We start from the raw sequence: 25,397 nt of genomic DNA, 5'->3' as shown, positions 1-25,397 counted from the left end.
GGCGAAACCCGGCTTTCGTCGTCTCTTTGCAACAAGCGCTTATTGCGGCTGCGGCTCCATGCCGGGCTCACTGCCCGGTTCGCCGCTGCTCTTGCGCTTGCGCGGGCTACCGGCCTTCGGAACACCAGAACCGCGCGACGGCGTATCATTGCCCTGATCGCGCGACGGCTTGTTGCCGGCGATCAGCGCCTTGATTTCATCGCCACTGAGCGTTTCATATTCCAGAAGACCTTCGGCGAGCGCAATCCAGTCCTTCTTCTTCTTGGTCAGGATGCGGGTCGCTTCGGCATAGGCCTCGTCGATCAGGCGACGCACCTCGGCATCAATGATCTGCGCGGTTTCTTCCGAAATATTCTGCGTACGCGACACCGAATGACCAAGGAAGACTTCTTCCTGATTGTCACCGTAAGCCACGCGACCAAGCTTGTCGGAATAGCCCCATTGGGTGACCATGGAGCGGGCAAGCTTGGTTGCCTGCTGAATGTCCGACGACGCACCGGAAGTGATGTTTTCCTTGCCGAATTTCAGCTCTTCGGCCACACGACCGCCCATCATGATGGCAAGACGCGACACCATCCAGGTATAGGTGGCCGAATAGCGGTCGCCCTCCGGAAGCTGCATCACCATGCCAAGCGCACGACCGCGCGGAATGATCGTTGCCTTATGGACAGGATCAGCTGCAGGTACGTTGAGCGCCACGATGGCGTGCCCTGCCTCGTGATAGGCCGTATTGGCCTTTTCTTCCGGCGTCATGGCGGAGCGGCGTTCCGCGCCCATCATGATCTTGTCCTTGGCGTCTTCGAATTCCTGCATGGTCACCAGGCGCTTGTTACGGCGCGCTGCCATGAGGGCGGCTTCGTTGACGAGATTGGCGAGATCGGCGCCGGAGAAACCCGGCGTGCCGCGTGCGACAACCTTGAGATCGACATTCGGCGCGAGCGGCACATTGCGAACATGCACCTTCAGAATCTGCTCGCGACCGACGATATCCGGGTTCGGCACCACGACCTGACGGTCGAAACGGCCCGGACGCAGCAGTGCCGGGTCAAGAACGTCCGGACGGTTGGTCGCCGCAATCAGAATGATCGATTCGTTGGCTTCAAAACCATCCATCTCGACCAGAAGCTGGTTGAGCGTCTGTTCGCGCTCGTCATTGCCGCCGCCGAGACCGGCGCCGCGATGACGACCGACAGCGTCGATTTCGTCGATGAAGATGATGCAAGGGGCATTCTTCTTGGCCTGCTCGAACATGTCGCGGACGCGGCTTGCACCGACACCGACGAACATTTCAACGAAGTCCGAACCGGAAATGGTGAAGAACGGTACATTGGCTTCACCCGCAACCGAGCGCGCCAGAAGGGTCTTACCGGTACCCGGAGGGCCAACGAGCAGCACGCCGCGCGGAATCTTGCCGCCGAGACGCTGGAACTTCTGCGGATCGCGCAGGAATTCGACGATTTCTTCAAGGTCCTGCTTGGCTTCGTCAACGCCTGCCACATCCTGGAACGTGACGCGGCCATGCGCTTCGGTCAAAAGCTTCGCCTTCGACTTGCCAAAGCCCATCGCACCGCGCGACCCGCCCTGCATCTGGCGCATGAAGAAAATCCATACACCGAGGATCAGAATCATCGGCAGCCACGACAGGAGAATGCCGATCAGCGAACTGGAACCGTCGCTTTCGGGACGGGCAGTGATCGCAACATCCTTGCTTTCAAGCCGCGCAACGAGGCCCGTATCGCCAGGCGAATAGGTCTGGAACGTCGAGCCATTGTCGGCAAAGGTGCCGGTAATGCGCTCGCCGGTAATCGTGACCGATTTCACCCGACCATTGGATACGTCGTCAATAAATTGCGAATAGGAAACTTCACGGGAATTCGTGCGCTGACCAGGGCTCTGGAACAGGTTGAACAGCGCGATTAAAAGAAGAGCAATGATCGCCCAGAGAGCGAAGTTGCGATAGTTCGGATTCATATCGGGTCCAATCGATACCACGGCCATTCCGCAACCGCGGAACGATGTTTCGATCTAACATAGGATCGAAGGAAGGCGTTGCCAAGGCGCGTAACACGCCGCATGGGAGATTCTTCCCACTCTGGTTTATAAAAATTAGGAGTTTGGGGAAGACTGGCGACCAATTCGCCTCTCGATCGCTTGCGCCAGTGCGAAATCATATCCCGGCAGAACGTGGTCAAACAGCGCGAAATGCCGCTCCATGCGGATATGCGCCGGGAGCTTTTGCCCCGGAAGGAATGGCAAAGAGATAATCTTTCCATCGGCATAGACAGCAGGCAGCACCAGAAGCGTTTCGCGCCATGCTGCATGGGTTTCAGACGCGTTTTCTGGAAGCGCGGCGGGAGAATCGGCCAGAAAATCCGTCAGCGCCTGTCGCCCCGGGGCGGCGATTTCAAAATCGCGCGAGCCTGAATTGAAAAACCGAAAGCGCCCGTCCCAGATGCAGCTGCCGCCAGCAGGCAACGGCGCAGATGGCAAATTGCGCCGCTCGCGGCGAAAGCGATGGGGCTGCCCCTTGGCTCCACGCTCGATCAGCGCGCCCAAAATGGTCAATCTTTCGTGTTTTCGGCTTTCCTGTTCTACCTCCCCCGACAGGATGCGTTCGATGCGCAGACGCTCAGCATCGCCGGGCAGGAATCGACGCCCACCCGCCAGCGAAGCCACAAGGCCGGAAAAGAGCCGCCGGACCGTTTCCGGTAAAGCGGCATAAATTGCCGGATCAATTTCAATCCGGTCGCAATCATCCACCTGCAGACTTGTAGGATCGGCCAAAGCCGCAACGAGAGCAGCATTATCGCGCTTGCGCGCGGCACTTGCCAGAGCGACCTGCGCCAGAACGAGCTCGGGATCGGCCGCGGTAGCGGCACCTTGCCGGACCCGCGGACGTTCATAATCGGTATTGACGTTGCTCGGATCGTCAACCCAGCGAAGACCTCTCCCCGTCAGTTCATCCCGCAAAGCCTGCCGCGAAACGGAAAGCAGCGGGCGGATCAGTTCTACTGACCCTTCCAGCCATGATTGGGGCGCCATGGCGGCGAGTCCCCTCGCCTCCGCGTGGTGGCTGCGCTCCTTGCGCATCAGAAAAGTCTCGATCTGGTCATTCTGCGTATGGCCGGTCACGATCACACCCGCACCCGCTTCATGCGCTGCCTGAACCAGCAGCCGGTAACGGGCGCTTCGCGCGGCTGCCGCCAGTCCCTGTGAGGGCTTGGGATCATCCCATGCCAGAATGCGGTGCGCGATACCGTGCTCCCGGCACAGCGCGCCGACATTTTCAGCCTCCTCGGCTGATTCGGGACGCAAGCGGTGATCGATGGTCACTGCAAGAAGTGCAGGACGGGAATCGAGCGTCGCCAAATGATCATTGAGCAGGAACAGCATTGCCAGCGAATCGCTGCCGCCGGAAACCGCCGCAATGACGGTCTTTGCTTGATCCAGATGAAAAGGTTTAAAAATATCAGCCGGGGAAAGCCCCACGAAACAACTCCGCAATCAGCACTTTACGCGTGTACGTTCTTCGGCAACGCGCTTCAAAATGGCGGGCGCGGCCTTGGGATAACGTTGCGGGATCTGCTCGAAGGTCGCGCAGGCAACGTCATGATTGTCCATTTTCTCAAGCGTCATGCCGAGTTTGAACATGTTTTCCGGCGCACGGCGAGAATCGGGATAGTCGCGCTGCGTGTCAATGAACACGGTCGCAGCTTCCGGATAGCGCCCCTGCCCGTAAAGCGATTCTCCCAGCCAGAAGCGCGCTTCCGCGGTCTGCGGGTCAGCCGGATAGCGCTTCACATGCTGGCGGAAACCGGATTCGGCCGCCTTGTAGTCGCCCGACATCAGATACTGATACGACGCCTGATAGAGCGTATTTGGATTGTCGCCCGATGGCAGCGAGGCGACAGCCGTACCGCTCTGCGAGCCACCAGCAGGCTGCTGGCCATTCTGTTCGACAGGGCGTGGTGTAGCGCTCAACGAATCGCCGATTACATTGCCACTGGAATCGAAACGGATGGACCCCAGTGTCTGCGGCGGCTCGCCGCGCTGGGGGCCGCCCTGCGCCAGAGCGCCCGTACCGGTTGTGCCAGTAGCAAGAGAATCGGCGCCAATTGCGCCAGATTGTGCGGATTGCGGTGCGTCCAGAGCCGGTGTGTTGTCCGAAATAGAACCGTCCTGACCGGCATCTGCGGAAACCCCGGCATCGGGATTTCCGGCAGCTCCGCCATCATAGGTGTTTTCGGATGAACCGGCGCTGGCGAGAGCGCTGCCGTCGCCACCGCCATGGCCCAACCGCTCGCCGGTTTCGGCGCGCTTGCCGGTTTCCAGAAACTGGAAGCGCTGCTCATATTCTTCCTGCATTTTCTGCATCTGATCCTGCATTTCGAGGATCTGGAAGTTCATCGCCTCGGCGCGCATACCCAGCGTATCGGCCATGCTGGCAGGATCGCCCGCGCCCTGCGCACAAAGATCGGCACCTGGAGCCGGAGCGGCAACAGCTGGCTGACCTGCCTTGTTTGCAGCTGGCGACGCGATGCCGTTCTTCTTTTCGAGTTCCTCAAATCGGAATTCGTTGTCTTCCTGCGATTTTTGCAGCTGATTGTCGGTGAATGCGATCTGGGCGTCCACATCCTCGATCTTACCGGTCAGGTTACGCACCAGTTCCTGCAACATGCCGGGACTCTGGTAGCCGCCACCCTGTGCGGATGATCCGCCGCCGCGCATAGCATCATCAAGAATGGCGGTAGAGCCGACGCTGACGCGATTCTGGCCCCCGCCCTTGCCCTTTTCGAGGGCCTGAAAACGGGCTTCATTATCGCGATGGATTTTCACGATTTTGTCGCGGAGCTGCAGGATCTTGCTGTAAGACTGCGCGTTCTGATGCGCGAGATTGCATACCTGCTGCGAATACTGGTTCATGCCGGGATCACCAGTTTGCGCCAAAACCGGAGCACTCGCCAAAAGCGGCAGCATGGCAATTGCCAGTGTCACTTTTCTCATTGTTGTCCTCATTCCCTATTGCCCCTGCGAGTTTACAATGAACAGGATGATCGAGTGCCGCGCCTGAATGCTTGCTGAACATGCGGTACCGCACGGCCAGTTCCGCTTTTAGAGCAAATCCGTGAAAAGCAAAGATGCTTTCCCTAACACTACAGTTGCAAATTCGTCAGGCCGTGGCGAAACGAGTGATTTTAGAGCACCGGAGCGGAGCGTACTTAAAAGTACGTGAGCACCGGAGCACAGAAAATTGCTCGTTGCATACCGGCATCACGAATTTGCCGCTGTAGTGCTAATCGCGGTTCACTATGACAGGAGTAACTTCGGCCAAAATTTGTCGAAATGCCCGATCAACCGGCATGAAAACGAAAAAAGCGGCCCGAAGGCCGCTTTTCCCGTAACGCTGTTGTGCGTTTACAATTATCAGCTGCCAGCACCGTTGAGAACGGTGACGGCGCGGCGGTTCTGCGACCAGCACGAGTCGGCATCGCAAACTGCAACCGGACGTTCGTTACCATAGGAAATGGTGCGCATACGGTTGGTCGGCACGCCACGCGATGCGAGGAAGTCGCGGGTGGCGGCAGCGCGGCGCTGGCCGAGAGCGAGGTTGTATTCACGCGTGCCGCGTTCGTCCGCATGACCTTCGACGGTGATCGAATATTGCGGGTAACGCTGCAGCCACTGGGCCTGCTTCGAAAGCGTCTGCTGTGCGTCTGCACGGATCAGCGACGAATCGAGATCGAAGAAGATGCGGTCGCCGACATTGACCGTGAAGTCCTGCGCCGAGCCGGGCGTTGCCGCACCTGCACCGCCGAGGCCGAGATCACCGGCATTGTTCGGGAGATTCTTCTTGGATGCGCAACCGGCGACGGCGAGCGACATGAAAAGGGCAATAGCGATCGGGCTACGTGCAATCGACTGGATGCGGCGCATGGGCCGAGGCTCCTTAAGATTTGATGTTCCTGCGTAACCCACCAATAATCATATCGAGGTTAATGCAGGCTCAAGAAGTATGGTTAATATTGTCTTGAGACCAAATGCAACCGGCGTTTCCGACTGCAATTCTGTTTTTAGGCCTTGATGGCAAAATGCGGCAGAAACAGGGCTTTTGGGGTGGATTGTGGCAATCGCCGCAAATGTAGGCCAAAAACATCGCAAATTAGGCGATAAGGACCAAAGAAAAGGCGCGGGACCGAAATCCCGCGCCTTAATCTTTTTATGATTCTCCGACCGTCAGCCTACTCGAGCAGCGGCGACCAGGCCGGATCGGATGCGAAATTCGGCGTCTGGATCTGGCGTTCGTTACGGCCCGTCAGATCGATGGTGAACAGTTTTGGACCGCCAGCGCCTGCCGCCTTGCGGAAGAACATCAGCACGCGACCGTTCGGAGCCCAGGTCGGGCCTTCATTGTGGAAGCCCGAGGTCAACAACCGTTCGCCCGAACCATCGGTCTTCATCACGCCGATCGAGAACTGGCCCTGCGACTGCTTGGTGAAGGCGATGAGATCGCCACGTGGAGACCAGACCGGCGTGGAATAGCTGCCGTCACCCATCGACAGGCGGCGTGGATTGGAACCATCCGCACCGGCGATATAGAGCTGCGGGCGACCGCCGCGGTCGGAGGCGAATACAACCTGGGAACCATCCGGCGAATAGGAAGCACTGGTATCGATGGCCTGACTGTTGGTCAGGCGGGTCGTGGTGCGCGAGCGCAGGTCCATTGCATAGACATTGGCGCTGCCGTCATCCTGAAGCAGGCTCATGACGACCTTCTGGCCATCCGGCGAGAAGCGCGGTGCAATCGTCATGCCGGGGAAGTTACCGACCAGTTCACGCTGGCCCGTTTCGAGCTGCAGCAGATAAACCTTGGGCTGGCCGCCGGCAAACGACATATAGGTCACTTCCTGGCGGTTCGGCGAGAAACGCGGGGTCAGCGCAATATCGCGACCGTCCGAGAGATAACGGACATTCGCCCCATCCTGATCCATAATCGCAAGACGCTTGACACGCTTCTGGGCCGGGCCGGATTCATCGACGAAGACAATGCGTGTATCGAAGTAACCCTTTTCACCCGTCAGGCGCTCATAGATGGCGTCGGCGATGATATGGGCGACACGACGCCAGTTATCCGGCGAGGTGAAGAACTGCTGGCCGATCATCTGCTGACCGCCAAACGTGTCCCAGAGGCGGAATTCCGCCTTCAGCCTGCCGTCCGGCTGCTTGGTGATGCGACCGGTGACCAGAGCCTGCGCATTGATGACCTTCCAGTCCTCGAAGCGCGGAGCGGCATCGGGATTGGAAATCTTTTCAATGAAAGCGCCCTTGTCGATGGGCGCAAACAGGCCGGAACGCTCAAGATCGGCAGCGATAACGGACGTGATGTTGGGCCCGAGCTGGTCCGCGGACAGGAAATCCGTGATCGCAATCGGCAGAGGCTCGATCACGCCCTTGTTGATGTTGATTTCCACCACGGCGCGTGCTGGCATGGTGCAGACAAGACTTGCGGCAATCATGCAGGCGAAAGCCGAGAGGACTGTCCGGATCTTTGTTTTCAGGATGCCGGTTTTCATATCTTCTGGGACCTCTTTTGTCCTTTGCCCATAGTGGGCTTCATTTGGTCTGGCGACCGGGAAGACCCCGATCAGAACATTTCGCTCGGGTCGAAGTTGACGATCACTTCCGACCATGAATCATATTTGTCGACTGGCAGGTTATACGGGGCGCAGCGTGCGACCGCGCGCTTGGCGCTTTCCGCCGCCGCGCGGCCAACACCGTCGCCGCCACCGCCCGATGTCACTTCCGGAACGCCCTGAATGGAGCCGTCCTGGTTCAGCTTCATCTTCACGGTCACAACCAGCCCCGGCGCATCGGCCACACCGGCAGGCACGTTCCAGCACTTGGAAATCGCACCGCGCAGCGCATCCATTTCACTTTGGCTGAGCTTCGAGCCGCCGGTATTCTTCTTGCCGCCAAGCGACGCCTGATCGGTCGAGCGCTTCGCGCCGCCACCCGAAGCCTTCTGCTTGTTGAGCAGCGCCGAAACCTCATCGGCAATCGCATCGTTTTTCGACTGCGAGGTCTGCGATGCGGACTGCGTCGGCTTCTTTTCATCCGTTGGCTTGCGATCCGGCGTCTTGGCGGTCTGCGCCTGCGGCGGCTTCGGCTTGGACTGCGGCGCGGGCACATTGTCCGGCAGCTTCGGCGTATTCGCATCCGGCGTTTCGGCCTGCTTCTCGATGGCTTCGGCCACCGGGTCAGGCTTCACTTCCTGCTTCGGCTCAGGCTTGGCCTGCATTTCGGTCGCGGGAACCGGCGTCGGCTTTTCTTCCGGCTTCGGTTCGGGCTTGGGCTCAGGCTTCGGTTCCGGCTTCTTCACTGGTTCCGGCTGGGCTTTTGGCTCTTCCGCCGCCTCGATTGGCTTTGCCTTGGTGTCAGGCTTCGGTGGGGTCGTGGTATCGACCTCCTGATCGCCAACATTCTGGGCATTGGGAACGGTTTGCGGCTTGGTCGTCGGGATCGGCGCAGACTTCTCCTTCATAGGAGCCGTCTTCTCGCCTTGCTGAATTTGCGTGATGGATTCAATCGGCACGATGTCGACCGGGAACGACTCCGAATCCTGCACGTCGAATGCCTTCGGCGAGGAAAAGGAAAAGAGCCCCAGCGCAATGACGATGGTATGGAGCGCTACAGAAGATGTCAGGCCAGCCTTCATGATGGCGTCAGCTATCCTGCTCCTGGAGGGTCACAAGGCCGATATTCTTGAAACCGGCGGCGGAAATGCGGGCCATGACCTTCATGACGGTGCCGTAATCGGCAGCCTTGTCACCGCGCACGAAAATGCGCTCTTCATAGCCCGTCTTGGCGATCGCCTGAAGCTTCGGCACGACCTCTTCGATTGGAATTTCAGTTTCCTGCAGATAGACCTTGCCTTCATTGCTGACCGAAACGGTGATGGGCTGCGTATCGGCGTTCATCGCCTTAGCCTGCGTATCCGGCAGATCAATCGGCACGCCGACCGTCAGAAGCGGCGCGGAGACCATGAAAATGATGAGCAACACCAGCATCACGTCGACGAAGGGCGTAACGTTGATTTCACTCATCAGTGCCTTCTTGCGGCCGCGCCTGCGGCGTCCGCCCGACTGCATTCCATTTCCTACCGACATGCCCATTGCAAGATTCCCGAAAGCTCGATTTGCCGTATTCGCTGGAAGGCGCTCAATTGCGCGGCGTCAGCTTCTCATCAATTTGGCGCGACAGTATGGCGGAAAACTCGTCTGCAAAGCCCTCAAGCCGTCCGCCGATCTTGCCCGCATCGGATGAGAGCTTGTTATAGGCAATAACAGCAGGAATAGCGGCCAGAAGACCGATAGCCGTCGCGAGAAGTGCTTCGGCAATACCCGGCGCCACAACCGCGAGACTGGTATTCTTGGAAGCGGCGATAGCCTGGAACGAGGTCATGATACCGACAACCGTACCGAACAGACCGATAAACGGTGCGGCGGAACCGATGGTGGCCAGGAAACCGAGACGCGATTCCATCTTTTCGCTTTCACGCGCCAGCGCGACATCCATCGCCTTGTCGATACGCATCTGAAGGCCGATGGGGGAACGTGCGCCCTTCTCGAAGGATTTTTTCCATTCGCGCATGGCGGCCATGAAGATCGACGCCATGCCGGTGGTGCGGCGTTCGCCGAGATTGCGATAGAGCTCTTCCAGAGACTGGCCCGACCAGAAAGCCTGCTCGAAGCGATCAATGGCGCGGCGCGCGCGGCTATAGGCGATCACCTTGTCCACGACGATAGCCCAGGTCCAGACCGAGGCGCCAAGCAAGCCCAGCATGACCAGCTTGACCACCCAGTTTGCCTGCATAAACAGACCCCAGAGGGTAACATCGGCGGCGGGGGCCGCTAACGCAACATTTTCCATCGATCCACCGTTTCGAGGTTTGCGCGGATCCTATATCCAGACCGCAAACCCCAACCTTCTCTGTCTTTAGGCATTTCCAGCCGCAGAGCCGTTCGGTCTTCTGCTGGAATGTCCTGTTTTTGAATCCAAACGCCCGGCACGGGACCGGGCGGCATCGCAAATCGTCACGGATCGTCCCGAAACCCGGGTGATCCAATCTGCGCAGCTTTACGTCTTGTTCGATGCAGTTCGATCAGGAAAAACGCTCGGCACTTTTCCCGAAACTGCTTCCCGCGCTGTTCGCACACCCAGGCAGGACATGCAGACATTCGCATCGCAACCGCCCCAAAGCACACATGCCGGATTTACAACTTTAAATCCCTACGGCGCTTGTTACGGTTAATTTTGGTGAAAGGAAGGCGCTGCGCTTGCCGCCTGCCGTTCAACCGATTCCGTCAGAATGATTAATCGAATATTATGGTTAAAGATGCGTTAGCATTTGCACCTATATCGCCCCAACATGCCAAAATTGGCCATCAATGAGGGAGCGCTTTAAAATAAACGCGCTAACAGCACCCTCAATTCTTGGGAGGGCAGCCTGAAAATCAGCTTCCCTTGGTGAAAGCCTCACGCCACTCGTCCGGTATCCGGCGTGGGTGACCTTCCTTGGTGATCATCACCGCTTCCACTTTGGCTTCAGAGAGCAGGCGCCCCTCGCAGGTGATTGTCTGCGCCATGATGACCCGCGCCCCGCGAATTTCGCTGACACGCGTTTCAATCAGGATGAGATCGTCCATCCGGGCCGGAGACTTGTAATCGATCTCCATGCGCCGCACGACCCAGACCATTTCTTCGCCAAGCGAACCTTCGGCAAGCTCGATATGATGCACATCCTGCAAGCGCAGGAAATCGGTGCGTCCGCGCTCGTAAAATTCCAGATAGCGCCCGTGATAGACAAAGCCGGAAAAATCCGTGTCGGCATAATAGATGCGCGCATAAAGGTAATGCGCCCCGTCTTTCAGCGCACCGGATACAGCTTCAAGCGCCGCATGTTCGTTTCGATCGGTCCCGATACTCTTAGTCATTGTCTTCCATGAAGAGGCCGAATTGCGCCTGCTGGATGATTTCCGCCGGCGCGGGCAATCCCAGATGCTGCCATGCAATCGCCGTCAGAACGCGACCGCGCGGCGTGCGCTGGAGAAAGCCCTGCTGGATGAGATAAGGCTCGATAATGTCTTCAATCGCATCACGCGGTTCGGAAAGCCCTGCCGCTATCGTTTCGATCCCGACCGGCCCGCCGCCGAAATTGCGCGCGATGATATTGAGGTAACGCCGGTCGAGCTGATCCAGCCCGCGATTATCTACCTCAAGCCGCGACAGCGCCTCATCGGCAATCTTGCGGTCGATGACGTCGCTCCCGGCGACCAGCGCGAAATCGCGCACACGACGCAGCAAGCGTCCGGCGATACGCGGTGTCCCCCGCGAACGGCGCGCGACTTCCAGCGCACCATCCGGCGAAATGCCCATCTGCATGATGCGCGCGCCGCGGCGCACGATATATTCCAGTTCCTCGACCGTATAGAAATTAAGCCGCACCGGAATGCCGAAACGGTCGCGCAAAGGCGTGGTCAGGAGACCAAGACGCGTCGTCGCCGCAACCAGCGTGAATTTCGCAAGATCGATCTTCACCGAACGCGCCGCCGGGCCTTCGCCGATGATCAGGTCCAGCTGGAAATCTTCCATCGCCGGATAGAGAATTTCTTCCACTGCCGGGCTCAGACGATGAATTTCATCGATGAAGAGCACATCGCGCTCTTCGAGATTGGTGAGCAAAGCCGCCAGATCGCCAGCCTTGGCGATAACCGGGCCCGACGTGGAGCGGAAATTGACGCCAAGTTCCTTGGCCATTATCTGCGCCAGCGTCGTCTTGCCGAGACCGGGAGGACCGACGAAGAGTACGTGATCCAGCGCCTCGCCACGCACTTTGGCCGCTTCGATGAAGACCTTGAGATTGGCGCGCGCCGCCGCCTGCCCGACGAAATCGTCAAGCGTCTGCGGGCGCAGCGTATTGTCTTCGTCTACGCGTCTGTCGGCATCGATGAGAGGGTTGCGGTCGCTCATGCCTTCCTCCTCGCATGAACATCATGTTCAGACAAGTATCTCACCGCGCAGATTATCATCGGGAAAGTTCCTTCAAACCAAGACGGATCAGCTTGGCCGAATCGGCGCCCTCGCCCGCCTCTTTCAGCGCAGCCGCAACGGCATTCACCGCCTGATCGCGCGAGTAACCGAGATTGGAAAGCGCCGACACGGCATCCGCGACGGGAGCCGGGGCCGCTCCGGCCCCAAGCTCCTGCTTGAGCCCGATGGTGCCGCTCGCCTCACCAGCGAAGGCGGGGGCCTTGTTCTTCAATTCGGTGACGATGCGCTCCGCCACTTTCTTGCCGACGCCCGGCGCGCGCGACACCATGGCGATATCCCGCAGTGCAATCGCATTGGCGAGTTCCGATGGAGATAATGTGCTAAGCACCGCCAGAGCCACTTTTGCGCCGACGCCCTGCACATTTTGCAACAGGCGAAACCATTCGCGCTCAAGCTGATTGGCAAAACCATAAAGGCGGATCATGTCCTCGCGGACATAGGTTTCGATGAACAGAATGGCCGCCTCGCCCGCGCCGCCGAGATTGCCCAGCGTGCGCGCCGAACAAAACGCCACATAGCCGACGCCATGCACATCGATTACGGCATGATCCTCGGCAATTTCATCGATCACGCCCTTAAGCTTGCCGATCATTCTGGTCCTACCCCGCTAAAAGCGCATCCCGAAAAGTGTGAAACGGTTTTCGGACAAGATGCGCGCGAAAAACAAAAACGTATTCTTGCTCATCAGCTCGCAGCGCGCTCCAGCAGCGCCTGCATCCGGCGGGCGCTTACAATGCTCTGACGATGATGGGCATGGCAAATGGCAATGGCCAACGCATCGGCAGCATCACTCGTGTCGAACGACGCGCGCGGCATCAGCACCTTGACCATCATGTGGATCTGCTGCTTTTCGCCGTGACCGACGCCGATCACCGCTTTCTTGACCGCATTCGGCGCATATTCCGCCACGGGCAGGCCTGCCTGTGCGGGAGCCAGCAGGGCAATGCCGCGCGCCTGCCCAAGCTTGAGCGTTGCGGTTGCATCCTTGTTGACGAAAGTATGCTCAACCGCCGCCTCGTGCGGCATGAATTCATGCAGAACTTTGGAAAGCCCCTCATGCAACTGGCAAAGTCGCGAGGCGAGATCCATCTCGGCATTCGACGTCACCGTGCCCGAGCCGATGAAGTGCAGCGAATTGCCCAGCGATTCGACAATGCCCCACCCCGTGCGGCGCAGGCCCGGATCGATGCCAATAATGCGAATCGTTTCTTTCATAAGCGAACCCTATCCTCAGACGGATTCACTTGACAGCAGAAAAGTGAACAAAAGAGAAACACGCGCCGAAAGCACGGACGGGGCAGCGCAGATTTTGGCTATGACGAGCCGAAAATGGTGGGCTTTGAGAACCGGAGCGCAGCGTACATAAGGTACGTGAGCACCGGAAGCGGAAAAGAACGCCATTTGCAGGCCGTCATAGCCAAAATATCAGCGGCCCTTAAGAAGCGCCGAAGGCAGTCTTCAGCAACACAATCTGTTCGGAAACCGGATTGCCGTGCGGATTGGCCTGCAAGGAAACCACATCGCCATAGACTTCACGGTCCATGCGGCGCACGCGCGCCTGCAAGCGCATCGAGCGCTCCACGAGTTCGGCAAAAGCGGGGGGCAGTTCGCTCCAGCCCGGAGCGCCTTCGCCAGCCGATGGCGTGTCGAGGCGCACCTTGGCCTTTTCGGCAGACACTTGCTGGCGGTTCATCTCGCCGTTGCGGGCGGCGCGCTGGAGCAGCAGCCAGGACGCAATCTGCATGAGACGGGTGGTGAGACGCATCGATTCGGCGGCATAAAGCGTTGCTGCAACCCGCGACAGGTTGCGCGCTTCTTCACGGCCTTCGCCGTCGAGATAGCTCGCTGCTTCCTCGACCATATCCATGCCCTGGCTGTAGATCGGCTTGAACGAATCCGAGAAGACCATGCGCTCTGCGAGGCTGATCATATTGCTCGGCATCTGTCTCTGTTCGCTAATCACTGCTCTGTCACCCTGCATGACCGCCTGCATCGGCGGCCCATTCGTTGATCGCATCCACTGGAGGATGAACGCGACTGAAAAATACTGAACCGCCGTTCGACCACGCGGGACGTTCGGACGGAACAGTCACATCAAACAAGTCCACGACAAACTGCACCTTCATGCACGGTCGCGCAAGATTATGTTTAACGTTCGGTTAACATTTTCAAGGGGTGGTTAACTGTCCCTGCAAGCAGAACGGGTCGAACCGGCTTCCGGTTCCCCTCATGCGTTCAAACGCTGGCCGCTAGAGCCTTGCAGGCACAAAAAAAGAGCCGCGAAGGCGGCTCTCAGGAGTTTAACAGGGAGGCGTCAAACAGAGTGGCTAAACCACTCGGTAAGAATCCAGCCGAACTGGATGTAAATGATTAAACCCTCTTAAGATTAATGAATGGTTAATTTTGAGTTGGACCTGTGGAAATTTCCAGCAGCACTGGACTGAGCAGAAAGGAAAAGCCGCCCGAAGGCGGCCTCTTAATCAATAGCGCTGCAGCGCTGGTTGCGGTTTCGGTGCCGCTTGCATCTTCACCGGCTCGGCGGCAGGAACGGCAGGCTTGGCTGCGCCCTGCTTGCCCCAGCCAATCGTCGGCAGCCATTCCAGATAATAGGCGAGCGCGAACTGCATCACGATACCCGTTGCAATGAGTAGGGTGTCATAAGGAAGACCGCCTGGATTGACCAGCTTCATCACCTGCGCCACCATGGCAAGCAGCGTGCCCGCGATGAACACCGGCAGCGAATGCTTGCCTAGGATGGCCAACGGATTGTCCGGCGCTGTGCGGGCGATGCTGTTCAGCGTCGGCACCACGGCAATGAGATAGGCCATAGCCAGAATGTGCAGAAGACGCGGACCCGACAGGAAGGTCTTGTCAAAGCCGGTGATGATCATCGGCAGGCCCATCGAGGCATCCACACCCCAAAGCGGAATGCGGACCCAGGCCAGCGCCAGCACCAGATAGCCGAGGGCAAGGCCAATCAGCGCCGGATGGGTGGGCAGCTGGCCGCCACGCCGAACATGGATCACGCCTGCAATGCCGATCGCGAACAGGAACTGCCAGGAAAGCGGGTTCAGGAACCAAACGCCTTCCGTCGGATAATTGATCGGCGCGACCTGATAAAGACCAGACAGGAACCAGACCATGCCCGAAACGCCCAGCATCAGCGGCAGACTGATGCGCGCCAGCAGAAGCAGGATCGGCGTCAGGACCAGCATGACGGCGTACATTGACAGGATGTTGTTATAGCCGAGCTGATGACCCAGCGTGACCAGACCGAACAGGGCCTCGACCGGCTGCTTGAGCAGCGGCTCGATATTGATTTCCTTGAGCAGTTCGGAACGCTTCAGGAAGATCGCAGCGGAAGCGAAGATGGCGATCGTCGCCATGGTCGTCATGATGTGGGTGGTATAAAGCACGCCCGCGCGACGCCACATCTTCAATGTCAGCAGAAGACGGTTACCGGGGCCGAATTTGCTGCCATAGGCCAGTGCCACGGCCATGCCGGAAATCAGCACAAAGCCTTCCGCCGAATCGGAAAAACCGAGATTCTTGTGGGTGAAATGCTCGTAGATGGTGCCCGGCACATGGTTGATGAAAATGGTCAGCAGGGCAAGCGCACGAAACACGTCAATGCGCGTGTCGCGCACTTTTGTGGTCGGTGCGGGCATCGCCTCTTTCGCAGTCGCAATCGTCATTTACCAGCCTGTCTGTCTTGCTGGAAAGCACCGGCGCTTGGGACCGCGACACTCTCCAATCGCTGAAGTTGCAGCTCTCCGAATGGGAGATCGGATGAAAGCCACATGTTTCATCGGGGCGTTTATTGCCCGACGTTTGATGGGCCTTATATACGCAATAATCCCGGCAGAACGGGGTTGGTTCCGATCAACTTTCGTTCCAGTGGATAACATAATGCTAAGCGACTATCGGATTTCTCCGACGCTGCTGCCGCGCGCGCAGGCTTGCTCTTGGCCAGTTAGATCGCTTAGAGCCTGTTCCAAAAGTCGCCCTATGTGGCCCAAATGGCAATTTTCTCCATTCCGTGCTCACGTCCCTTAAGTACGCTCCGCTCCGGTACTCGAAAATCACCATTTTTCGCACACACATGCCGCTTTTGGATTCAGGCTCTTACGCGCAGTAGAACAATTCGATAGAGCGCGGCTTCCGTTTCGGATAAACAGAACTTCACTCTTGCCCGAATTCCATCATGTTTTTCTCGTTAGGCTTCGCCCCATGAACAAGTCCGCTCCCAAGACCGAACCCGAACGCTGCCGCATCGTGCTGGTCGCCCCGCCGATTGCCGATAGCGCGGTTTTGGCCGGGCTTTTGACGGAAGCGCTTTCCGGCGGTGATGTTGCTAGCGTGATTCTCGACACCGGCGATCTGGATGAAGCAACCTTTCAGGCTGTCGCTGCCAAGGCCGTGCCGCTCATCCAGGAAAAGGGCGCAGCAGCCCTCATCTTGAACGATACGCGCATTGCTGGCCGCGTCGGCGCCGATGGCGTGCATATTGAAGGCAAGGCAGCCGAGCTTGCCGACGCCATTGAAAAGCACACGCCGAAAATGATCATCGGCACGGGCAATCTGCGCGACCGCCACGGCGCGATGGAAATCGGCGAATTGCAGCCGGACTATATTTTCTTCGGCAAGATCGGCGCGGACAACAAGCCGGATGCGCATCCGCGCAATCTGGCACTGGCCGAATGGTGGGCGCAGATGGTCGAGATTCCTTCCATCGCACAGGCTGGGAACACGCTGGAAAGCATCATCCCCGCAGCCGAGACCGGCGCGGATTTCGTGGCGCTCGGTCGCGCCGTTTTTGAAGCGGAAGATCCGGCGAAAGCGGTTGCCGAAGCCAATCGGCTTCTCGACGAACACGCGCCGCGTTTTGAAAACTGATCCTTCAGATTTGGTTCCCAAGGTCTTGTTGATGCCCATGAAGAGCAAACTTCTTCTCGCTGCCGCTTTGACATTCGCGCTGCCGGCCCTGCCGGCGGTCGCCGCTGGCGAGCCAGCGAAGAGCCAGAGCGACAGCAGTGCCAAGGGCCCCCACAAGGACAAGAAGAGCGATAAACCTGCCAAACAGCCCGCAAAGCAGCCGGTCATGCTACCGCAGCCCGCCACAACTGCACCGATGCCGCCCATCGATCTAAGCCGTTTCGGCGACAAGCCTGCCGACGAGGCCTTCGGTGCTTTTCAGCGTGGGCTTTATCTGACTGCCTTCAATCTCGCGAAACCGCAGGCCGAGAAAGGCGATCCGGCATCACAGGCGCTGATCGCTGAAATCTATGCGCGCGGCATGGGTATCCCTGCGGATCAGAAACTTGCAGCCGAATGGTATGGCAAAGCTGCCGATAATGGCATTACGGAAGCGCAGTTCCGTTATGCGGCTCTGTTGCTCCAGGGCACTTACGTCAAGAAGGATCAGGCCAAGGCCGAATCCCTGATGGAAAAAGCGGCGGAAGGCGGTAACGCCATGGCGCAGTTCAACTGGGGCCAGATGCTGATGGTAAAGCATCCGGGAAAATCCGGCCTCGACCTCGCCTTTCCCTGGTTTGAGAAGGCCGCTGACGCCAAGCTCGCCGACGCCCAGTATGCATTGAGCCAGATCTATGCCAACGGCACAGAAAAAATCGCCCGCGACGACAAGAAGGCGCGTTTCTATCTGATCCTTGCAGCGCGCAAGGGCTATGATACCGCCCAGTTCGACCTTGGGCGCTGGCTGGTGGAAGGCCGGGGCGGCGACAAGGATTATGAACAGGGCTTCCGCTGGATGCAGCTTGCCGCCCGGCGCGGCATGGTCATGGCGCAGGTATGGCTCGCCCGGCTTTACCGCGACGGGATCGGCACGGATGGCGATACGGTGAAGGCTGCGGCATGGTATATCATTGCCCAGCGCGCCGGTTTTCGCTCTCCAGACCTCAACGATCTGATGGACGGACTGGCCGACGACCAGATCAAACAGGCCATCGAGACGGCGAACGATCTCCGCGTTCGCTAGCAATTCTGACGATTCTGCGTCTCCAAAAGATTCTCTTTTCGTGCTCAGGCTTGCACAAAGCGCCGTTTTGTGGTCTTGGAGACGCGATTATCGCGGTTCGAGTATAGACGCCTGCGCAATCCCTCGACAAAGCGGGCGATTGCCCGTTCGCTGTCATGTGACGAACCGCAATTTGTTTCAATTCATTCCGGATCAAGCTCATGAAGATCAATGGTAACGAAATCCGTCCCGGCAACGTCATCGAACATGACGGCGGGCTCTGGGTTGCCGTCAAGACCAACGCCGTCAAGCCCGGCAAGGGCGGCGCCTATAATCAGGTCGAACTGAAGAACCTCATCAACGGCACCAAGCTGAACGAACGTTTCCGCGCTGCTGAAACCGTCGAGCGCGTGCGCCTCGAGCAGAAGGACTTCTCGTTCCTCTATGAACAGGGCGAAGCGCTGATTTTCATGGATACGGAATCCTACGAACAGCTCGAACTCCAGAAGGACTTCGTCGGCGACCGCGCCGCCTTCCTTCAGGACGGCATGATGGTCACGGTTGAACTCTACGAAGAAAAGCCGATCGGCATTCGCCTGCCGGATCAGGTCACGCTGGCAATCACCGAAGCCGATCCGGTCGTCAAGGGCCAGACTGCTGCTTCGTCCTACAAGCCTGCAGTGCTCGAAAACGGCATCCGTATCCTCGTTCCGCCATTCATCGCTTCCGGTGAACGCGTGATCGTCGACACCAACGAACTGACCTACGTCAGCCGCGCTTAATCCAGCGCCCGACTTTTGCGATGCCCCAGCGGGCATCGCAGCTTGTCGCGATTGAACCGCGACTGTTCTTTCTCAGATTGCTCAATTCCTCGAAAGCCTGTGCGCCTCCATGTGTTTTGCATATGGGCCGGCTTTTCAAGGATCTGTTTAACTGCATGATCCAGGCCCCTATCCACGCTTTATCGAACAGCCGTGGGATCATGCCAAAAAGGATAAAGAAATGGCCCGCTCAGCCCTTCTTAACGTTATGGTACAGGCCGCTATGAAAGCTGGCCGTAACCTGGCCCGCGACTTCGGCGAAGTCCAGAATCTTCAGGTATCCCTCAAGGGCCCCGGCGACTATGTCAGCCAGGCGGACCGCAAGGCCGAACAGATCATCTACACGGAATTGAGCCGCGCCCGCCCGGATTTCGGCTTCCTGATGGAAGAATCCGGCGAGGTGGAAGCCAAGGACGGACAGCATCGCTGGCTGATCGATCCGCTCGACGGCACGACAAATTTCCTGCACGGCATCCCGGTTTTCGCGGTCTCCATCGCCCTTGAGCGTCAGGGGCAGATCGTGGCTGGCGTCATCTACAACCCGGCCATGGACGAGCTTTACACCGCCGAACGCGGCGGCGGTGCTTTCCTCAATGATCGCCGTCTGCGTGTTGCAGCCCGCAACAAGCTGGTCGACACCGTGATCGGCACCGGCATCCCGCATCTTGGCCGCGGCCATCATGGCCATTATCTGGTTGAACTGCGCAACGTCATGGCCGAAACAGCTGGCGTTCGCCGCCTGGGCGCTGCCGCGCTCGACCTTGCCTATGTCGCCGCCGGTCGCCTTGACGGCTTCTGGGAAGAAGGCGTCAACCCATGGGATATCGGCGCAGGCATGCTGATGATCCGCGAAGCTGGCGGTTTTGTTTCCGATAAGGATGGCGGACAGGACATGTTCGATAAGAAGAGCATCGTTGCTGGCAACGAAGCTATTCAGGCAGCACTTCTCAAGACGCTGAAGAAGCCGATCTGATCTGGATCGGATCCAGTTTTATGACAGCCCATTCAGCGCGCCATTGGCGCGCTGATGTTTTTTACAGCTCATTTTTTCCTGCTCAGGCGATTCCGCTTCCCCAATTTATGAAGTAGGCTCCCCTTCAAACAGCCGACGATGGAGCGGAACGCATGAGTGACTATAGGGAAACGAGAACACGTCTGGATGAGGGACGCGATTATGACCCCTATCGCCTGAGCAGCCCGCGTATCGTTATATTATCCATGGTAATTTTCCTCATCATCGTTGCCTTTCTGGCAGCGGTTCTGATGCGGCAGATTCATACTTTCTTCGTCACCAATCCCGGCCTTAACGGTCTCATTCTCGGCGTTCTGCTGGTCGGCATCCTTTTGGCTTTCGGGCAGGTCCTGCGCCTTTTGCCGGAAATACGCTGGGTCAATTCCTTCCGCGACGGTGATCGCGACGGCACCACACGCCCGCCGGTTCTGCTTGCACCGATGCGCGCGCTGATCGGGCGTCGCCAGTCCATGGCGCTGACCACCACGTCGATGCGCTCGATCCTCGATTCCATCGCGACCCGTCTCGATGAAAGCCGCGACATCTCGCGCTATCTCATCGGGCTCCTGGTATTCCTCGGCCTGCTCGGCACGTTCTGGGGCTTGCTGGAAACGGTTGGCTCGATCGGGCGCACCATCCAGACGCTTGATCCGAGCTCCGGCAGCACCGGCGATGTGCTGGATGCGCTGAAGGCCGGTTTGCAGGCGCCGCTGTCCGGCATGGGCACCGCCTTCTCGTCCTCGCTGTTCGGTCTGTCGGGTTCGCTCATTCTGGGCTTCCTAGATCTGCAGGCGGGCCGCGCCCAGAACCGCTTCTATACAGAGCTGGAAAACTGGCTTTCCTCCGTGACCGATCTTGGCTCCGACCTCAACGCCGAAAATGGTCAGGCAGGCGAACTCCATGCGCTGGCCGACCGCCTGAAGACACAAGGTGGTGATTCCAACCAGCGCACCACCGCAGCACTCGCCAATCTGGCCGAGGGTATTCAAGGCCTGGTGAAAAGCATGCGTAGCGAACAACAGATCATGCGCGACTGGGTGGAAAAACAAGCCGATGAGCAAAAGGCCATTCGCCAGACGCTCGACCGGCTTTCCAAGGCTATCGGCACGCCGTCCCATGAGCGTGCGCACGACCGCAAGCCGCCTCATCACGACGACAAGGCGGAGTGAGGCTCATGGCTCTTGCCCGCAACCGCCGCCAGCAAAGGCATGTCGATTACTGGCCGGGCTTCGTCGATGCGCTGACCACGCTGCTTCTCGCCATCATGTTCCTGCTGACCGTCTTCGTGCTGGCGCAGTTTCTGCTCAGCCGCGAGGTCAATAATAAGGACAGCGTGCTGGCCCGCCTCAACAGCCAGATTCAGGAACTGACGCAGCTTCTGTCGCTGGAGAAAAGCAATTCGCAGGATATGCAGGACACGATTGCCAATCTGCAAGCCTCGCTCTCCTCTGCCGAAAGCGAGCGTTCACGCCTGCAAACGCTGTTGAACGAAGGCAGCGGCGCGGGTGCCGCTGCCGAAAAACGCGCCGGAGAACTGTCCGTAAGCCTTGATGCGGAAAAACAGGTCAGCGCCCGTGCGCTCAGCCAGGTGGAACTGCTGAACCAGCAGATTTCCGCCTTGCGTCGGCAGATTGCCGCTCTCGAAGATGCGCTCAACGCATCCGAGAACCGCGACCGCGAGTCCAACGCCAAGATTGCCGATCTCGGCAAGCGTCTCAATGTGGCGCTGGCGCAGCGCGTGCAGGAACTGAACCGCTATCGCTCCGACTTCTTCGGGCGCTTGCGTGAAATTCTCTCCGACAAGGACAATATCCGCATTGTCGGCGACCGTTTCGTCTTCCAGTCGGAAGTGCTGTTCCCGACAGGATCGTCGGACATCAATCCGGCTGGCGAAGTGGAAATGAAGAAGCTCGCCGACGCCGTCATCGAGCTGAACAAGGAAATCCCGGACGATATCAACTGGGTGCTGCGTGTGGACGGCCACACCGACAATGTACCGCTCGCCGGTACGGGACGCTTCCGCGACAATTGGGAGCTTTCCTCGGCCCGCGCCACGGCGGTCGTCAAATTCCTGATCGCCAATGGCGTTCCGGCCAACCGCCTCGTTGCGGCAGGCTTCGGCGAGTACCAGCCGCTTGAAGCCTCGGATTCGCCCGATGCCCGCGCCCGAAACCGGCGTATCGAGCTGAAACTGACCGAGAGATAGAAAAGGGGCGCTAAAACGCCCCTTTCTTTCGAGCCCGGCTCAGTAGACCCCAGCCCCGGCCTCGAATTGCAGCTTGGCCAGACGCGCATAGATGCCGCCGCGTTCCACAAGGCTTTGGTGGGTACCTTCTTCGGCGATCTTGCCCTTGTCGAGCACAAGAATGCGGTCGGCCTTCAGCACCGTTGCAAGACGATGCGCGACCACCAGCGTCGTGCGTCCCTGCATCAAACCATCAAGCGCCTTCTGCACCAGCATTTCGCTTTCCGCATCGAGCGCCGAGGTGGCCTCATCCAGCAACAGGATCGGCGCGGCGCGCAGGATGGCGCGGGCAATGGCAATGCGCTGGCGCTGGCCGCCGGACAAGGTCACGCCGCGCTCACCGACCTCAGTATCGTAGCCATTGGCGAGCGCCATGATGAAATCATGCGCCAGTGCTGCTTTGGCCGCAGCCTCGATTTCCGCATCGCTTGCGCCCGGTCTGCCGAAACCGATATTGTCGCGGATCGACGTGGCAAAGATCGCCACATCCTGCGGGACCATGGCCACACGCCCGCGCACCGCTGCCGGATCTGCTTCCGGCAAGGCAACGCCGTCCATCAGCACCTTTCCGGACTGCGGATCGTAATAGCGCATCACCAGCGAAAACACCGTGCTCTTTCCTGCACCGGACGGGCCGACAATGGCGACGGTTTCGCCGGGCTTGACCGCAAAGCTCACGCCATTCAGCGACGGCGCATCGGGACGCGTCGGATAAGAGAAATAAACGTCATCGAAGACGATCTCACCACGCGCCGAGTCCGGCAAGGCGACCGGATTGCGCGGCGCGGAAATGCCGGGATCTTCATCCAGAATTTCAGCCAGACGTTCCGTTGCACCGGCAGCCTGCGCCAGTTCGCCACCAACTTCCGACAGGGCGCCGAAGGCACTGGCCGCGAACACTGCATAGAGCACGAACTGACCGAGCGTGCCGGGCGACATGGTGCCGGACAAAACATCGCGCGAACCAAACCACAGCACCGCAACCACGCTGGAAAAAATCAGGAAGATGGCGAAGGCCGTCAGCACCGCGCGCGCCTTGATGGACGAGCGCGCCGCCAGATAGGCATTTTCCACCGCACGGGCAAAACGCCCGACCACCATGTTTTCATTGGTGAAGGCCTGCAAGGTGCGCATCGCGCCAATCTGCTCGCTGGCATAGGCATTGGCATTGGCGAGCATGTCCTGCGTGAGGCGCGAACGACGCCGCACGGAGCGCCCGAAAGCGATCAGCGGCACGACGATCACCGGAATGGCTGCAATCACCAACACGGAGAGTTTCGGGCTGGTGACGACCATCATGGCCAGCGCACCGACGCCCAGAATGACATTGCGCAGCGCCACCGAGGCGGTGGCACCCACCACCGACTTGATCTGCGTCGTATCGGCGGAAAGCCGCGAGACGATTTCACCGGACTGCGAGCGGTCGAAGAATTCCGGTGAAAGCGCCGTCACATGCGCGAAGACTGCATTGCGCAGATCGGCCACGACCCGCTCACCCAGCGAGATCACGAAGAAATAGCGCAGCCCCGACGCGACAGCCAGAACCAGCGCCAGTAGCACCAGCATTCCGAAATAGTTGTTCACGAAAACGGCGTTGGCGCCGGTAAAGCCGTGATCAATCATGCGGCGCAGCGCGACAGGCACTGCAAGCGTTGTGACCGCAGCCAGAACCAGCGAAAAAAGAGCGCCGATAACCAGCAGCTTATAGCGGGCGACAAACGGAACCATGCGCCGCAGAGGCTTGAGGGAGCGGCGCTTGCGCGCCTCGTCAGCATTCGATTCCGGATTCACACCCGTTGGATTATTATGATCGGCCATTCTTGAGATTGTGCCCTTGTTATTGCCGTGCGCCTGATGTATAGGCTCGGCAACCCTTTTGGAAGCCGTCGCTTGCGGGTGATGGGTCTTCATAAATGCCATTGGGCGAAAGTGCCGCAGTTTTGACATTCAGGCTGCGCTTTTCTTCCAGACTTTCAGGCCAGACTATCAGGATTGAGAAGATGAAAGCCAATATCCATCCCGACTACCACACCATCAAGGTCGTGATGACCGATGGCACCGAATACCAGACCCGTTCGACCTGGGGCAAAGAAGGCGATACGATGAACCTCGATATCGACCCGACCACCCATCCGGCCTGGACTGGCGGTTCGCAGACCCTGCTCGATCGCGGCGGTCGCGTCACGAAGTTCAAGAACCGTTTCGGCAACCTCGGCATCTAATACCGGGTTTACCTGGAGCATTTCCAGCAAAAGTGCGAAGCGGTTTTGCGTAGGATAATGCGACAAACGAATAGAAAGCCCCGCTTCAGCGGGGTTTTTTGTTGCCTGCTTTTTGCCAGAAGCGGGCATAAAAAAACTCCCGGACAAACTTGGGGTTTGGCCGGGAGTTTCGAAAATCCATGAGCGTTGAAAATCAGGCGCTCAGCTTTTCCATCACTTCATCGCTGACTTCGAAGTTGGTGTAGACGTTCTGCACGTCGTCATCGTCTTCAAGCGTGTTGAGAAGCTTGAGAACGGAGCGGGCCTTTTCTTCGTCCAGCTCGGTATTGGTCTGTGGCTTCCAGATCGTCTTGATCGATTCGGCTTCGCCAAGGGCTGCTTCAAGCGCCTTCGACACTTCGCCGATATCTTCGAAAGCGCAGATGATGACGTGCTCTTCTTCGCCCGACTGCACATCTTCGGCGCCCGCTTCGATAGCCGCTTCCATGACCTTGTCGGCATCGCCGACCGAGGACTTGTAGACGATTTCGCCAACGCGATCGAACATGAAGGAAACCGAACCGGTTTCGCCCAGCGCGCCGCCAGACTTGGTGAAGGCTGCGCGGACGTTGGAGGCGGTGCGGTTGCGATTGTCGGTCAGCGCTTCAACGATAACCGAAACGCCACCGGGGCCGCGGCCCTCATAGCGCACTTCATCATAGTTTTCACCGTCATTGCCAGCGGCCTTCTTGATGGCGCGCTCGATATTATCCTTGGGCATCGACTGCGCCTTGGCGTTCTGGATCGCCAGACGCAGGCGCGGATTCATCGTCGGGTCAGGCAGACCCTGCTTGGCGGCGACGGTAATTTCGCGTCCGAGCTTGGAAAACATTTTCGACCGCACGGCGTCCTGACGGCCCTTGCGGTGCATGATGTTCTTAAACTGTGAATGGCCAGCCATGGCACCCCTGTTCTGTTCTAATCGACGCGCACGGAAAAGCGTTACGCATGAACAGACAATCTCACGCAGAGA

24 protein-coding genes are annotated in these 25,397 nt (G+C 58.7%); 7 read left to right on the top strand and 17 right to left on the bottom strand.

The features are described from left to right. Positions 1-39 precede the first annotated feature (39 nt). From ftsH to JAU75_RS18375, 15 genes are all read right to left on the bottom strand, one after another. Positions 40-1,971, bottom strand: a complete 1,932-nt coding sequence (ftsH, locus tag JAU75_RS18445) for an ATP-dependent zinc metalloprotease FtsH (RefSeq protein WP_199057966.1) — start codon at positions 1,969-1,971, stop codon at positions 40-42. Positions 1,972-2,106: 135 nt separating this feature from the next. Beyond that, the gene (gene tilS, locus JAU75_RS18440; RefSeq protein WP_199057921.1) at positions 2,107-3,489 is read right to left on the bottom strand and encodes a tRNA lysidine(34) synthetase TilS; all 1,383 of its coding nucleotides are present in this window, start codon (positions 3,487-3,489) and stop codon (positions 2,107-2,109) included. 15 nt (positions 3,490-3,504) lie between these two features. Continuing rightward, the gene (gene ybgF, locus JAU75_RS18435; RefSeq protein WP_199057920.1) at positions 3,505-5,016 is read right to left on the bottom strand and encodes a tol-pal system protein YbgF; all 1,512 of its coding nucleotides are present in this window, start codon (positions 5,014-5,016) and stop codon (positions 3,505-3,507) included. A 408-nt stretch (positions 5,017-5,424) separates the two neighbouring features. Then, the gene (gene pal / locus JAU75_RS18430; RefSeq protein ID WP_119043175.1) at positions 5,425-5,934 is read right to left on the bottom strand and encodes a peptidoglycan-associated lipoprotein Pal; all 510 of its coding nucleotides are present in this window, start codon (positions 5,932-5,934) and stop codon (positions 5,425-5,427) included. A gap of 305 nt (positions 5,935-6,239) precedes the next feature. Further along, positions 6,240-7,571, bottom strand: a complete 1,332-nt coding sequence (tolB, locus tag JAU75_RS18425) for a Tol-Pal system beta propeller repeat protein TolB (RefSeq protein WP_199057919.1) — start codon at positions 7,569-7,571, stop codon at positions 6,240-6,242. 71 nt (positions 7,572-7,642) lie between these two features. Further along, positions 7,643-8,713, bottom strand: coding sequence for a cell envelope integrity protein TolA (locus JAU75_RS18420; RefSeq protein ID WP_199057918.1), 1,071 nt, complete (start codon positions 8,711-8,713; stop codon positions 7,643-7,645). Positions 8,714-8,720: 7 nt separating this feature from the next. Continuing rightward, the gene (gene tolR, locus JAU75_RS18415; RefSeq protein ID WP_199057917.1) at positions 8,721-9,170 is read right to left on the bottom strand and encodes a protein TolR; all 450 of its coding nucleotides are present in this window, start codon (positions 9,168-9,170) and stop codon (positions 8,721-8,723) included. Positions 9,171-9,216: 46 nt separating this feature from the next. After that, the gene (tolQ, locus tag JAU75_RS18410) at positions 9,217-9,927 is read right to left on the bottom strand and encodes a protein TolQ (protein WP_199057916.1); all 711 of its coding nucleotides are present in this window, start codon (positions 9,925-9,927) and stop codon (positions 9,217-9,219) included. A gap of 584 nt (positions 9,928-10,511) precedes the next feature. Beyond that, positions 10,512-10,991 (bottom strand): YbgC/FadM family acyl-CoA thioesterase, encoded by a 480-nt coding sequence (locus JAU75_RS18405; protein WP_199057915.1) that lies wholly within the window; start codon positions 10,989-10,991, stop codon positions 10,512-10,514. Further along, a complete protein-coding gene (ruvB, locus tag JAU75_RS18400) occupies positions 10,984-12,027 on the bottom strand; it encodes a Holliday junction branch migration DNA helicase RuvB (protein ID WP_199057914.1) in 1,044 nt (347 codons plus the stop codon). The genes JAU75_RS18405 and ruvB overlap by 8 nt, the downstream gene beginning before the upstream one ends. 55 nt (positions 12,028-12,082) lie before the next feature. After that, positions 12,083-12,700 (bottom strand): Holliday junction branch migration protein RuvA, encoded by a 618-nt coding sequence (gene ruvA, locus JAU75_RS18395; RefSeq protein WP_199057913.1) that lies wholly within the window; start codon positions 12,698-12,700, stop codon positions 12,083-12,085. 92 nt (positions 12,701-12,792) lie between these two features. Further along, on the bottom strand, positions 12,793-13,323 hold the full coding sequence (ruvC, locus tag JAU75_RS18390) for a crossover junction endodeoxyribonuclease RuvC (protein ID WP_199057912.1): 531 nt from the start codon (positions 13,321-13,323) through the stop codon (positions 12,793-12,795). A gap of 220 nt (positions 13,324-13,543) precedes the next feature. Further along, positions 13,544-14,050, bottom strand: coding sequence for a DUF1465 family protein (locus tag JAU75_RS18385; protein WP_199057911.1), 507 nt, complete (start codon positions 14,048-14,050; stop codon positions 13,544-13,546). A 28-nt stretch (positions 14,051-14,078) separates the two neighbouring features. Then, positions 14,079-14,234: a hypothetical protein gene (locus JAU75_RS18380; RefSeq protein ID WP_199057910.1), complete on the bottom strand. Its 156-nt coding sequence runs from the start codon at positions 14,232-14,234 to the stop codon at positions 14,079-14,081. Positions 14,235-14,588: 354 nt separating this feature from the next. Then, complete coding sequence (locus JAU75_RS18375) at positions 14,589-15,803, bottom strand: OpgC family protein (protein WP_371836204.1); 1,215 nt, start codon at positions 15,801-15,803, stop codon at positions 14,589-14,591. Positions 15,804-16,338: 535 nt separating this feature from the next. On the opposite strand from JAU75_RS18375, the gene JAU75_RS18370 reads away from it, so the two are divergent. From JAU75_RS18370 to JAU75_RS18345, 6 genes are all read left to right on the top strand, one after another. Continuing rightward, entirely contained in the window at positions 16,339-17,004 is a 666-nt protein-coding gene (locus tag JAU75_RS18370; protein ID WP_199057909.1) for a thiamine phosphate synthase, read from the top strand. Between the two features lie 37 nt (positions 17,005-17,041). Then, positions 17,042-18,106, top strand: a complete 1,065-nt coding sequence (locus JAU75_RS18365; RefSeq protein ID WP_199057908.1) for a tetratricopeptide repeat protein — start codon at positions 17,042-17,044, stop codon at positions 18,104-18,106. Between the two features lie 200 nt (positions 18,107-18,306). After that, positions 18,307-18,867, top strand: a complete 561-nt coding sequence (efp, locus tag JAU75_RS18360; protein WP_199057907.1) for an elongation factor P — start codon at positions 18,307-18,309, stop codon at positions 18,865-18,867. A gap of 220 nt (positions 18,868-19,087) precedes the next feature. Beyond that, entirely contained in the window at positions 19,088-19,879 is a 792-nt protein-coding gene (locus JAU75_RS18355; protein WP_199057906.1) for an inositol monophosphatase family protein, read from the top strand. A gap of 152 nt (positions 19,880-20,031) precedes the next feature. Continuing rightward, the gene (locus tag JAU75_RS18350; RefSeq protein ID WP_199057905.1) at positions 20,032-21,087 is read left to right on the top strand and encodes a MotA/TolQ/ExbB proton channel family protein; all 1,056 of its coding nucleotides are present in this window, start codon (positions 20,032-20,034) and stop codon (positions 21,085-21,087) included. 5 nt (positions 21,088-21,092) lie between these two features. Next, entirely contained in the window at positions 21,093-22,124 is a 1,032-nt protein-coding gene (locus JAU75_RS18345; protein ID WP_199057904.1) for a peptidoglycan -binding protein, read from the top strand. 39 nt (positions 22,125-22,163) lie between these two features. Here the strand turns inward: JAU75_RS18345 and JAU75_RS18340 are convergent, their stop codons facing one another. Further along, positions 22,164-24,083, bottom strand: coding sequence for an ABC transporter transmembrane domain-containing protein (locus JAU75_RS18340; RefSeq protein ID WP_199057903.1), 1,920 nt, complete (start codon positions 24,081-24,083; stop codon positions 22,164-22,166). Between the two features lie 80 nt (positions 24,084-24,163). Here JAU75_RS18340 and rpmE point away from each other — a divergent pair, with 80 nt between their 5' ends. Continuing rightward, positions 24,164-24,385, top strand: a complete 222-nt coding sequence (gene rpmE / locus JAU75_RS18335; RefSeq protein ID WP_078339491.1) for a 50S ribosomal protein L31 — start codon at positions 24,164-24,166, stop codon at positions 24,383-24,385. A 193-nt stretch (positions 24,386-24,578) separates the two neighbouring features. Here the strand turns inward: rpmE and JAU75_RS18330 are convergent, their stop codons facing one another. Continuing rightward, the gene (locus JAU75_RS18330) at positions 24,579-25,325 is read right to left on the bottom strand and encodes a YebC/PmpR family DNA-binding transcriptional regulator (RefSeq protein ID WP_078339492.1); all 747 of its coding nucleotides are present in this window, start codon (positions 25,323-25,325) and stop codon (positions 24,579-24,581) included. Between the last annotated feature and the right edge of the window lie 72 nt (positions 25,326-25,397).

This window comes from Ochrobactrum sp. Q0168 (genome assembly GCF_016427605.1).
Taxonomy (GTDB): domain Bacteria; phylum Pseudomonadota; class Alphaproteobacteria; order Rhizobiales; family Rhizobiaceae; genus Brucella.
Note: the sequence above shows the minus strand (reverse complement) of the source record. Positions and strands in the feature narration are given on the sequence as shown.

Bases quoted from the DNA above. Each gene is read 5' to 3' on its own strand.
- ftsH (WP_199057966.1), bottom strand. From the start codon at position 1,971: ATGAATCCGAACTATCGCAACTTCGCTCTCTGGGCGATCATTGCTCTT.
- ybgF (WP_199057920.1), bottom strand. From the start codon at position 5,016: ATGAGGACAACAATGAGAAAAGTGACACTGGCAATTGCCATGCTGCCG.
- pal (WP_119043175.1), bottom strand. From the start codon at position 5,934: ATGCGCCGCATCCAGTCGATTGCACGTAGCCCGATCGCTATTGCCCTT.
- tolB (WP_199057919.1), bottom strand. From the start codon at position 7,571: ATGAAAACCGGCATCCTGAAAACAAAGATCCGGACAGTCCTCTCGGCT.
- JAU75_RS18420 (WP_199057918.1), bottom strand. From the start codon at position 8,713: ATGAAGGCTGGCCTGACATCTTCTGTAGCGCTCCATACCATCGTCATT.
- tolR (WP_199057917.1), bottom strand. From the start codon at position 9,170: ATGGGCATGTCGGTAGGAAATGGAATGCAGTCGGGCGGACGCCGCAGG.
- tolQ (WP_199057916.1), bottom strand. From the start codon at position 9,927: ATGGAAAATGTTGCGTTAGCGGCCCCCGCCGCCGATGTTACCCTCTGG.
- JAU75_RS18405 (WP_199057915.1), bottom strand. From the start codon at position 10,991: ATGACTAAGAGTATCGGGACCGATCGAAACGAACATGCGGCGCTTGAA.
- ruvB (WP_199057914.1), bottom strand. From the start codon at position 12,027: ATGAGCGACCGCAACCCTCTCATCGATGCCGACAGACGCGTAGACGAA.
- ruvA (WP_199057913.1), bottom strand. From the start codon at position 12,700: ATGATCGGCAAGCTTAAGGGCGTGATCGATGAAATTGCCGAGGATCAT.
- ruvC (WP_199057912.1), bottom strand. From the start codon at position 13,323: ATGAAAGAAACGATTCGCATTATTGGCATCGATCCGGGCCTGCGCCGC.
- JAU75_RS18385 (WP_199057911.1), bottom strand. From the start codon at position 14,050: ATGCCGAGCAATATGATCAGCCTCGCAGAGCGCATGGTCTTCTCGGAT.
- JAU75_RS18380 (WP_199057910.1), bottom strand. From the start codon at position 14,234: ATGAAGGTGCAGTTTGTCGTGGACTTGTTTGATGTGACTGTTCCGTCC.
- JAU75_RS18375 (WP_371836204.1), bottom strand. From the start codon at position 15,803: ATGACGATTGCGACTGCGAAAGAGGCGATGCCCGCACCGACCACAAAA.
- JAU75_RS18370 (WP_199057909.1), top strand. From the start codon at position 16,339: ATGAACAAGTCCGCTCCCAAGACCGAACCCGAACGCTGCCGCATCGTG.
- JAU75_RS18365 (WP_199057908.1), top strand. From the start codon at position 17,042: ATGAAGAGCAAACTTCTTCTCGCTGCCGCTTTGACATTCGCGCTGCCG.
- efp (WP_199057907.1), top strand. From the start codon at position 18,307: ATGAAGATCAATGGTAACGAAATCCGTCCCGGCAACGTCATCGAACAT.
- JAU75_RS18355 (WP_199057906.1), top strand. From the start codon at position 19,088: ATGGCCCGCTCAGCCCTTCTTAACGTTATGGTACAGGCCGCTATGAAA.
- JAU75_RS18350 (WP_199057905.1), top strand. From the start codon at position 20,032: ATGAGTGACTATAGGGAAACGAGAACACGTCTGGATGAGGGACGCGAT.
- JAU75_RS18345 (WP_199057904.1), top strand. From the start codon at position 21,093: ATGGCTCTTGCCCGCAACCGCCGCCAGCAAAGGCATGTCGATTACTGG.
- JAU75_RS18340 (WP_199057903.1), bottom strand. From the start codon at position 24,083: ATGGCATTTATGAAGACCCATCACCCGCAAGCGACGGCTTCCAAAAGG.
- rpmE (WP_078339491.1), top strand. From the start codon at position 24,164: ATGAAAGCCAATATCCATCCCGACTACCACACCATCAAGGTCGTGATG.
- JAU75_RS18330 (WP_078339492.1), bottom strand. From the start codon at position 25,325: ATGGCTGGCCATTCACAGTTTAAGAACATCATGCACCGCAAGGGCCGT.